8 protein-coding genes are annotated in these 9,255 nt (G+C 63.6%); 5 read left to right on the top strand and 3 right to left on the bottom strand.

From position 1 onward, the window contains the following. On the top strand, nucleotides 1-645 hold a 645-nt coding region (locus BLR57_RS16655), incomplete at its 5' end, for an RNA-guided endonuclease TnpB family protein (protein WP_139173384.1). A gap of 151 nt (nucleotides 646-796) precedes the next feature. Here the strand turns inward: BLR57_RS16655 and fba are convergent. Beyond that, nucleotides 797-1,792: a class II fructose-bisphosphate aldolase gene (gene fba, locus BLR57_RS16650; RefSeq protein WP_089699443.1), complete on the bottom strand. Its 996-nt coding sequence runs from the start codon at nucleotides 1,790-1,792 to the stop codon at nucleotides 797-799. Nucleotides 1,793-2,004: 212 nt separating this feature from the next. Here fba and BLR57_RS16645 point away from each other — a divergent pair, with 212 nt between their 5' ends. Then, complete coding sequence (locus BLR57_RS16645) at nucleotides 2,005-4,065, top strand: histidine kinase N-terminal 7TM domain-containing protein (protein WP_089699441.1); 2,061 nt, start codon at nucleotides 2,005-2,007, stop codon at nucleotides 4,063-4,065. Nucleotides 4,066-4,401: 336 nt separating this feature from the next. On the opposite strand, the gene BLR57_RS19525 is transcribed toward BLR57_RS16645, so the two are convergent. Further along, nucleotides 4,402-4,809 carry a hypothetical protein gene (locus BLR57_RS19525; RefSeq protein ID WP_170830668.1) on the bottom strand — a complete coding sequence of 136 codons (408 nt, stop codon included), beginning with the start codon at nucleotides 4,807-4,809 and terminating at the stop codon, nucleotides 4,402-4,404. Here BLR57_RS19525 and BLR57_RS16640 point away from each other — a divergent pair. The 3 genes from BLR57_RS16640 to BLR57_RS16630 all read left to right on the top strand — a co-directional run bounded on the left by BLR57_RS16640 (nucleotide 4,718) and on the right by BLR57_RS16630 (nucleotide 8,350). Beyond that, the gene (locus tag BLR57_RS16640) at nucleotides 4,718-6,319 is read left to right on the top strand and encodes a thiol-activated cytolysin family protein (RefSeq protein ID WP_280140460.1); all 1,602 of its coding nucleotides are present in this window, start codon (nucleotides 4,718-4,720) and stop codon (nucleotides 6,317-6,319) included. The genes BLR57_RS19525 and BLR57_RS16640 overlap by 92 nt on opposite strands. A gap of 195 nt (nucleotides 6,320-6,514) precedes the next feature. Further along, on the top strand, nucleotides 6,515-7,372 hold the full coding sequence (locus BLR57_RS16635; protein ID WP_089699436.1) for an eIF2B alpha/beta/delta subunit family protein: 858 nt from the start codon (nucleotides 6,515-6,517) through the stop codon (nucleotides 7,370-7,372). 126 nt (nucleotides 7,373-7,498) lie between these two features. Beyond that, on the top strand, nucleotides 7,499-8,350 hold the full coding sequence (locus tag BLR57_RS16630) for a DUF5995 family protein (protein ID WP_089699435.1): 852 nt from the start codon (nucleotides 7,499-7,501) through the stop codon (nucleotides 8,348-8,350). Between the two features lie 4 nt (nucleotides 8,351-8,354). Here BLR57_RS16630 and BLR57_RS16625 read toward each other — a convergent pair whose 3' ends face one another. Further along, nucleotides 8,355-9,077 (bottom strand): hypothetical protein, encoded by a 723-nt coding sequence (locus BLR57_RS16625; protein ID WP_170830684.1) that lies wholly within the window; start codon nucleotides 9,075-9,077, stop codon nucleotides 8,355-8,357. Nucleotides 9,078-9,255 lie beyond the last annotated feature (178 nt).

The following is a 9,255-nucleotide window of genomic DNA, read 5'->3' as shown; positions in this document are numbered from 1 at the left end:
TCCCCGACTGCACCCAACCTCTGGAACGACGAAGGCAAGACAGTTCGACAACACCGTGAGACGTACTTCACGGCGACTCGACGCCTACAACAGCGTGGGAGTAAACGTATCGCTAACTCCTATGGCGATGAGTTGTGGCGACGAATCGACCAGATTCTTCACACGGTCACGTCGGAGGTCGTCGCCTACGCTGACCAGTTCGACAACCCCGTTTTAGTGCTTGAAGACCTGACGTACATCCGTGAGAACATGGACTACGGTTCGTTCATGAACCGTCGTCTTCACGGATGGGGATTTGCGAAAATGCACGCACAGATTCGTTATAAATCTCTTGAGAAAGGGATTCGTGTCGAGACAGTGAATCCCGCGTACACCTCAAAGACGTGCCACTGTTGCGGAGAGCAGGGCTATCGTCCGAAGCAGGCGACGTTCAAGTGTACGAACGACGAGTGTTGGGTTTCAGAGTATCACGCAGACATTAACGCCTCGCTCAATATTGCAGACCGCTACCTCAGTGGAGAGAGCCATTCAAGAGAACACACGGATGGCGATGACTCGGCTGAGGAAGGGGGGCCTTTGACCGCCCCACAAGACAGCCAAGCCGATGCTACCACGCAAGAGACGCTTGGAACGTATGCGTCTTGAAACCTTAGGGCCGCGCTCGGCCTGAAATCCCATGGTGGGATTCCCGCGACTTTACGCGCGGGAGGAGGTCAATAGATGGCCACTCTAGCTGTGACTGACTACGTAGGCAGCACAGACGGTCCGACGGGCGGGAACCGGTCGTCCGACACGGTCAGGTAGCGTACCGACTACGGCCCGCGCTCCCCGAGGACGTCGCGAGGTCGGCGTAGACGTCGGCGATGCGCTCGCGGATCTCGCGGCCGACGACTCGGGGGTCGAAGTCGTCCTTGTTCGGTGCCCACTCGACGTCGTTGAAGAACGTCTCTCGGTCATCGTCGACGTCCGCGGGCGGGACGATTCCGGCGGCGTGCTCGCGGTAGAAGTCGTAGGCCGTCCGGGTGTACTCGTACTGGTAGTGGGTGTCTTTGTTGACCTTACAGACGCCGTGGCGGAGCATCTCACGCAGCTGGTAGGGCTGGACACCCGAAGAGCCGTGCAGCACGAGCGGAGTCTGAAGTCCGTGGTCTCGCAGTGCCGTCTGGATACGTCCTGCCAGGTCGGGACGCAGTTCGAGGTCCGTCCCCTTGGCGACCCCGTGTTGGGTGCCGACGGAGATGGCAAGGAGGTCACAGCCGGTGCGGTCGACGAACTCGACGGCCTGCTCTGGGTCGGTGTAGAAGGTTTCGTCGGCGACGACCTCGTCTTCGACGCCTTTGATCCGACCCAGTTCGGCCTCGACGAGGATGTCCGCGTCGGCCTCGTCGACCATCTCGACGACGGCCCTGCTCCGGGCGACGTTCTCCTCGAACGACTCGTGGGAGGCGTCGACCATGATCGAGGAGGGAATCCCCAACTCGACTTGCCGTTCGATGAGACCGAGGTCGGTCTGGTGGTCCATGTTGAGAAAGACGCCGACGTCGTACTGTTCGGCGACGAGTTGGATGTAGCCCCCCATCGCTCGGAGTCCCGCGATGGGGTCGCCGTTCCCGGCGAACGAGCAGGCACCGGTGCTCAACTGGAGGAGGAGATCCGAGTCGACGCGGGCCGCACCCGCCATCAGTCCGATGGCCGTGTTCGGCTCGGCGACGTTGCTCGCGATCAGACCGAACCCGTCACCGAGCGCGTCCTCGTACACCGACGCCAACTCGGAGCCGCCGTAGTAGGGCATCAGCACTCACCACAGAACGGCCGTTCGACATCTCCCACGACAACCGAGCGACTACCGCCGATCGAGCGTTGCATACCAGATGGAGCATCCGAGACTATCTAAGTATATGTTATAATCTGTCACAGTCCCCGAGAGGGAGCGAGCACGGCGAAAACGGGACGTGTGGTGTTTTACCAACAACTAAGAGACAAAGAATTGTCGTGTTTGTACGAATGGGGTTTGCGACGACGCTCGTCCACGTCACACTTCTCAGCACGTCAGCAGTGCTTACCGCGTGGCTCGCGGTTGTCGGGTGGCGGCGACGAGACCGGCCGGCTGCGAAGCCGTTCGTCGGGCTGATGGTCGTCGCGACTATCTGGAGTCTGGCGTACGCCGGTGGCTTACTCACCCCGACGCGGGGTGGGCGAGTCCTCTGGGAACAGCTGCAATGGATCGGCATCGCGTTCGTCCCTCTCTTTCTCGTCCTCTTCTTCGCCGAGTACACCGGATTCGAGACGCTCCGCCGACCTCTCACCATGAGCGTTCTCTCGGTCGTCCCGACGCTCACGCTCTGTCTCGTCTGGACGAACTCGTGGCACCACCTCATCTGGACCGACACGGTTCTCGTGCGAGCTAACGGTGTCGTCATCGCCCACCAAGAGTTTGGGCCGTGGTACTGGGTCAATCTGCTGTACACCTATCTCCTCACGGGCGGCGGTCTGTTCTTGCTCTTGCACGCCGTTCGCGAGTCGCGCTCGCTCCTCGCGCCGCCACAGTCGTTGCTCGCGGTGGGAATCGGCCTGCCGTTCGTCGTCAATCTCGCGTCAGTTCTCGGCTACCAGCCCATCGACGGTCTCGACATGACTCCCTACGTCTTCGGCCTGACCGGGCTCGCCTTCTCACGGGCCATCTTCGGCTACGATCTGTTCGACCGTCCGCCGTCGGTACTCAAACTCGGACGGCTCTCGGCACTCGAACACGTCGGCGACGCAATCGTCGTGACCGACACGGGTGACTCGGTCGTGTACCACAACCCGGCGGCCACCGAGGTGCTCGGGAACCGCACGTCGACCGGCCGGGACATCGACGACTTCCTTCACCCGGTACCGGTGCCGGGGGACGAACCAGTCGTCTCGCACATCGCCGACCGAATCTTCGAGATCCAATCGGCCACCATCGCGGATTCCGGGGGTCACGCTGTCGGGACGATGTATCGGTTTCACGACGTCACCGACCGAGAGGAGCGACTGGCCGAACTCGAACGTCGCCAGACGGAACTGATCGAACTGGACGAAATCAACCGCATCCTCCGGAACGTCGGTCAGGTGCTCGTAAGCTCTCGGACCACGGCTGCGGTCGAAGCTGGTGTCGCGAACCAGTTGCGAACGACCAGTCGGTACACCGACGCGACCGTCGTCGACGAGGCCGTTCGAGAGACACAGTACGACGCCGACGAGGAGACGGCACAACTCACCGTACCCGTGCGCTTCGGGACGACCGTGTACGGCTCGCTCCGTGTTCGGACCGACAGACGCGGGGGATTCCCCGAACCTGAGGTCGAACTCCTCGAAGAGCTCGCCGAGACGGTCGGCATGGCACTGAACGCCGTCGAGACGAGACAGACGCTCGTCTCCGACACCGTCGTCGAACTCGGCTACGATATCGGCCCTGCAGGGTCGCCGCTTGCAGCGGTCACCCAGGACGGCGACGCCGAACTGGCGGTCACATCGACCGTACCGCTGGACGCGTCGGCCGTGCTCGCATACGTCGATGTCATCGGCAGCGAGCCTGAAACGGTGGTTTCCGACCTCGACGCGAGGCCCACCGTCGAAGCCGCATCACGCGTACCGAACCGGTCGACTATCGAACTCCACCTCGACGGCACGACACCGCTCGCGATCGCGATTGCTCACGGAGCGAACGTCGTCGACAGCGTCGCGTCGGACGGATCAGAACGGCTCGTCGTCGAGACGGCGAGCGGGTCGAGCGTTCGGACGCTCACCGACGCGCTTCACCAGACGGCTGGCGACGTCAAACTCGCATCGAAGCAACAGCGCGCTCCAGTCGAGCCGGCACAACCGGAACCGTCTACCGTCGACGCCGGGCTGACACCTCGACAACGCGAGTCGGTCGACGCCGCCTACGACGCCGGCTACTTCGAGTGGCCGCGTGACAGCACTGCCGAAGACGTCGCTGCCGCCATGGACATCGCCCCGTCGACGTTCCACAGCCACCTTCGGAAGGCCCAAGGGAAACTGATGACGTGGTACGTCGAACGACGCGACGGATCGTGACGGCCGTGAGTGATGTCCGGACGAACACGCGCCTTCGAGGCTGAACAGGGTGTTTTCCACCTCCTCGCGATCCCGGCACGAAGTAATTAGCGTCGGGAACTTAGCCGAAATCCGAGAATGTGTAGGCTGAACTGACTATGATTCCAGACAGTTCGGTTCACGAGAATGAATCGGAACGCGAACGACATCCGGGAGTCCACACATGAGCGACGAGAGCAGCGAGACGTCCGTCCGACGGCGGACACTACTTGCGACAGTAAGCGGACTGCTTTCCGCTTCCCTCGCGGGCTGTAGCGTCTCAATCGACACCCCGTTCTCGGGGAGCACGGGTTCCGGTCAGTCGACACCGCAGCCGACGCCCGTCACTCGAACGCGGACGCGTGAGCCGACCGCGACTGCGACGGCAACCCCGACCCAGGCACCGACGACTGAGGAGCCGACGACCGCGACACCAGCGGCCTCAACCTCGACGGCGTCACCGACGACCACAACGACGACCACCCCGAACAGCCAGGTGGCCGACGAGACGCCGTCGTTCGACCCCCCACCGTGTCTCGCAGACGGGACCTGTGGCGGCCCGCCGACGAACAGGAACATCACCTTCGATCCGTCGGTGGTCAGCCAGCTTAACCGGTCGTTAATCGACCCCTCAGTGTTGAACGTCGACTTGACCACGTCGAGCGAGACGTCGAGTGACCCTCCATCAGCGACGACGAACAGCGGAGCAGTCTCAGTCGAAGTCACACCGGACCAGAAGCAAACGGAGACGACCAGTCAGGGCGAGTCGTCGACGACGGAGAACGACGGGATGGTCTGTACCGTTCGCAAGAAGACCGCGACGACCGGCGGGTCCGACGTGTTCCTGTTGAACCCGTCGATGACGGAGGTCTATCCGGGAGCACTGCTGACCGCGGCGTCCATCGCCGACGGCTCGTTCGCGCCGGCGTTGACCTCACAACGCCGTGGCGGCGTCTCGACACAGACGATCCGGAACCCGCTCCAGCTGTCGATTTCGCTCGCAAACATCGACGGGACGAACACCAAGACGGTCCAGACACCCTCACTCGGCGCAGTTCGGACCGCGCGAAACGAGATTCTCGACCGTGTCGGCTCGGGTGCGACGCCGGCTGTGATGAGCTACGAGAAACAACGAATCTACTCGAAGGACCAACTCGACGTCGAACTGGGTGCTCACTTCAGCAACCCCTCCGTGGACGTCTCGGGCAGTTTCGACTTCACGCAGACGACAGAGACGAACAAGCTCCTGGCGACGTTCTCACAGAAGTACTACGACATCAGTGTCTCGTTGCCGAACCCTGCCGGTAACGGCGTCGTGAGCGATATGAGCTACCTCCGGAAGAACGACGTCATCGTCAACAACGTGTCGTACGGCCGCCTCCTGTTCTTCAGTGTCGAGTCCAAGTACACCTATCAGGAGGTCGAAACCGCACTCGACGTCGCGGTGAAGTCCGGACTCAACAAGGTCGAGGCCGACCTGTCTACGGCAGACAAGCAGGTGTTGAAGAACACGAAAGTCAACATCAACGTCCTCGGCGGCAGCGCGTCGTCGGCGAGCAAACTCATCAGCGGCTACGGCGACACTGGTGCGGCGGCGGCCATCGGTGACTGGATACAACGCGGTGCGACGTACAGCCCCTCGGACTCGCCGGGCGCGCCGGTCGCGTACCAGACCAAGTATCTCAGCGGGTTGCAGACGGCGAACGTCTACCTCTCGACGACGTACAACGCGCGAACCTGCCGGCCGAAGACGCGTCGGTTCCGCGTCCACAACTTCGACATCCGCGTCGTGACCGCAAACGACGTCGTCGGAAGCAAGAACACCGAGGAGTTGTACGGGAGCATCTTCGTCGGCGGCAGGGCCTACTCGAAGGACGGGTCGAACAGCCAGCCGATCATCGGACTCGACTCGTGGGGGGCCGACTCGAACAACTGGGTCCGGGTCAAGCAGGGCCAGTCGAAAGACCTCAACATCGACAACACGCTCGAATTCTCGACGGAGGGCGAACTCGACCGTCGCAAGTCGTACATCGAGGTCGTGATGGAGCCACGGGAACACGACGCCGCTGGTGACGAGTTCAAAGGTGCCCGCAAGTCAGTGCGGTGGTTCCTCAGCGAGAGTCCGAGCGACCCCGACAGGGCGGGGTCGGGTCGGGGACGGTTCAAAAAGCGGTTCGCCGACAGGGGAACGGAGATCGAGATTACGTTCGACATCACACCGCTCCCGCCGAGGTGAGTGCTCGCGCCCGACGTTTGCTGACCACGTCGTCGTCCACCCCTACCGACTCGCCATCAGCGTCGGAATATCGCACACCACGCGACGAACGTCCGTGGATGCCGGTCGGTCCCGTCTTCGAGATGGCAGTCAGTCGGGGCAGCGTCGCCGAGTGCATCGGGAACTATCTAAAGGCGTGGTAACAACGTACACAAAATGAGCGAAATCGACGACACGGTCCGCCGGATCGAGGAGATGGACACCCAGAGCGCGTCGGTCGTCGCCGTGGAGGCCGCCGAGGCACTCCGAGAGTTGGCCGACCGGGAGTGTTACAGCGTCGACGAGTTCGTCCGTCTCGTCGAGCGCAACAGCAGTGCCCTCCAACGTGCGAACAGTTCGCACGCACCGTTGCATACGACCCAACAACGGATCGTCGAGAGCCTGACCGAGACCGAGGCCGACACCGTCGACGAGGCGAAAGAACGGCTGCTCGCGGCCATCGACGACGTCGTCGAGGAGGTCGAATCGAGCAAGCGGCTCGCGGCCGAGCGGGCCGCAGAGCTGCTCTCCGACGGCGACGTCCTCCTGACACACGAGAACTCCTCGACGGTGATGGCGACGCTCGAACGCGCTCTCGAAGCAGGCAAGACGTTCGAACTGTACGTGACGGAGTCGCGGCCGCGCTTCCTCGGCCGACGGACGGCCCGCCAGCTTGCCGAGTGGCCCGGCGTCGACGTGACACTCATCACCGACAGCGCGGCCGGATACTACCTCTCGGAGTGTGACCGCGTCCTCGTCGGGATGAACTGTCTCATCGACGACGTCGTCTACAACCGGATCGGCACCTACCCCATCGCGACGGCGGCCGCAGACCAGGACGTGCCGATGACCGTCATCGCCTCCTCCGCGAAGTTCATCGGGAGCGGCTTCGACTTCCAGAACAAGTTCCGGCCGGGGTCGGAGGTCCTGCTCGAACCGATGGAAGGGTTCGCGGTCGAAAACCCCGCCTACGACGCCACGCCGATTCGACTGGTAGAGACCATCGTGACGGAGGAAGCGGTGATGCAGTTCTAAGCCTGGCGCGCTGAGGAGCCTCGGCGTTCGGTGTCTTCGGGCGCGCTCCCACCGTCGCGAGCGAGGCCGTCCAGGGTCTTCGGTCGGGGTGAAGCGTTATGCTGTCTCGGGAGAATCTCTCGTGGTATGCGATCACACGGACCCGGCAGTACGCGGCGCAAGCAGCTCCGCGTCGCCGTCGGTGGCGTCCGAAGGGGGTCGTCGACGGACCCCCGGCCACGGCGCGACCCGGAACTTCTCGGACTCGTCGCCGACCCGTATCTCGACGTCACCGACGCACACGAGCGGCTGGTCGGTCTCGCCGCGGCGTTCGAGGAACGGGAGGACCGTCGGGCAGTGTTTCTCAATATCTACGCACGCATGACCGCTGCCGTCGCCGAGGGCATCGACCGGGGCGACTTCGCCGACCCCGAGTGGGTGAGCGCGTATCTCGTCGAGTTCGCGAACCTCTACCGGCAGGCCGTTTACGACTACGAGGCGGGCAACGCCGAACTGGTTCCCGAGGCGTGGCAGCTCGCGTTCGACGCCGCGGCCCGTGGCGACGGTCTCGTCGTCCAAGACGCCGCACTCGGCGTGAACGCCCACATCAACTACGACCTCGCGTTGACGTTGGCGGCGGTGGGAACCGAGTCCGGCCGCCGCGAGAAGTACGCGGACCACCACGCGGTCACGGACGTCATCAGCCACTTGCTCGACGAGACGCAGGACGCGTTGGCCGAGCGGGACGCTCCCGGTCTGGAGACGGTCGACGACTCCCTCGGCCGCCTCGACGAGTGGCTCCTGGTGTTCACCATCGACGAGTGTCGCGACAGCGCGTGGCGGACGGCCGTCGCCCTGCAGTCGCAATTCGGCCCCCGCTGCCGGCTCGCCCGGTGGCTCAACGACGTCACCGCCCGCGGTGTCGCGCGGCTGATCCTCTCCTCACAGGCGAACGAGACCGTCCACGAGCGACTGCGTGGGCTGGAAGCCTCGTCGTAGGGAATCAGAGCGGGAAGCCGCCGTAGCGGAGATAGACCATATCGAGGATGAGCAGCAGCTGAAACGCGCCCTGCACGCCTCCCAGCATGGCGTTCTGTGTGCCGATGGCGGCGATGACCGACGAGTCAGGCGTCGCCGAGCGCATCTCGCGGTACATCCGGATCTCGCCGGGCATGAGGAAGCCGAAGCCCTGGACCGAGAGGATCGTCACGATACCGAGCGCGATGACGAGTGCCGGGTCGATCATCCGGAGATCGCCGAGGGTGAGAGCGACCCACGCGACCGAGCCGACCGTCGCGAGCGCGAAGGGGAGCTGCCACCGCCAGTCGCGCCAGGCGTCGAGCCGCCACGCGATGAGCAACAGTGCCGGGACGAGATTGGCGAAGGTAAACAGCGCGAGCCACGGCTCGCCGTTCGTGAACAGGCCGAGCCGTTGGGCCAACGTGATGCCGCTGGCGATGGTCACGAGTGCCAGCGACGGCAGGAGAAAGGCCGTCTTCGGCGTCAGACGCTGGAAGACGGCGGCACTCTGGTCCTCCTCGAGACCGCCGACGACCGGGCCGAGCACGAGACCCATGAACAGGTCGATGCCCGTCCAGAGCACGCCCGTCATGACGTGGACGTAGGTGTGTTGCTGGAGCGATCCAATAGTCACCGCGTAGCCGAGCGCGGCGAGCGGCACGAACACGACGGCGGCGGCGAACGCCGGGTTCGCTCGGCTCCCCATCCCCGAAATCGTTCCGCGAACTGTCGAAGTTGCCATGCCGATGTGACGAGTATATATCTTTAAAATGACTTGTGTCTCGGCAAACATTAGCCCCCCGGACGGCGGCGTGAGCCGATAGTCCGGTACGTCGCTGGTTCGACCGGGCTCTGGCGGTTCGAAGTCGTCACGGTCAACTGCG

The organism is Halogranum gelatinilyticum, from assembly GCF_900103715.1.
In the GTDB taxonomy this organism is placed as follows: Archaea; Halobacteriota; Halobacteria; order Halobacteriales; family Haloferacaceae; genus Halogranum; species Halogranum gelatinilyticum.
Note: the sequence above shows the minus strand (reverse complement) of the source record. Positions and strands in the feature narration are given on the sequence as shown.

Coding starts and splice junctions, on each gene's coding strand:
- fba (WP_089699443.1), bottom strand. CDS start 1,792: ATGCCCTACTACGGCGGCTCCGAGTTGGCGTCGGTGTACGAGGACGCG.
- BLR57_RS16645 (WP_089699441.1), top strand. CDS start 2,005: ATGGGGTTTGCGACGACGCTCGTCCACGTCACACTTCTCAGCACGTCA.
- BLR57_RS16635 (WP_089699436.1), top strand. CDS start 6,515: ATGAGCGAAATCGACGACACGGTCCGCCGGATCGAGGAGATGGACACC.
- BLR57_RS16630 (WP_089699435.1), top strand. CDS start 7,499: ATGCGATCACACGGACCCGGCAGTACGCGGCGCAAGCAGCTCCGCGTC.
- BLR57_RS16625 (WP_170830684.1), bottom strand. CDS start 9,077: ATGGGGAGCCGAGCGAACCCGGCGTTCGCCGCCGCCGTCGTGTTCGTG.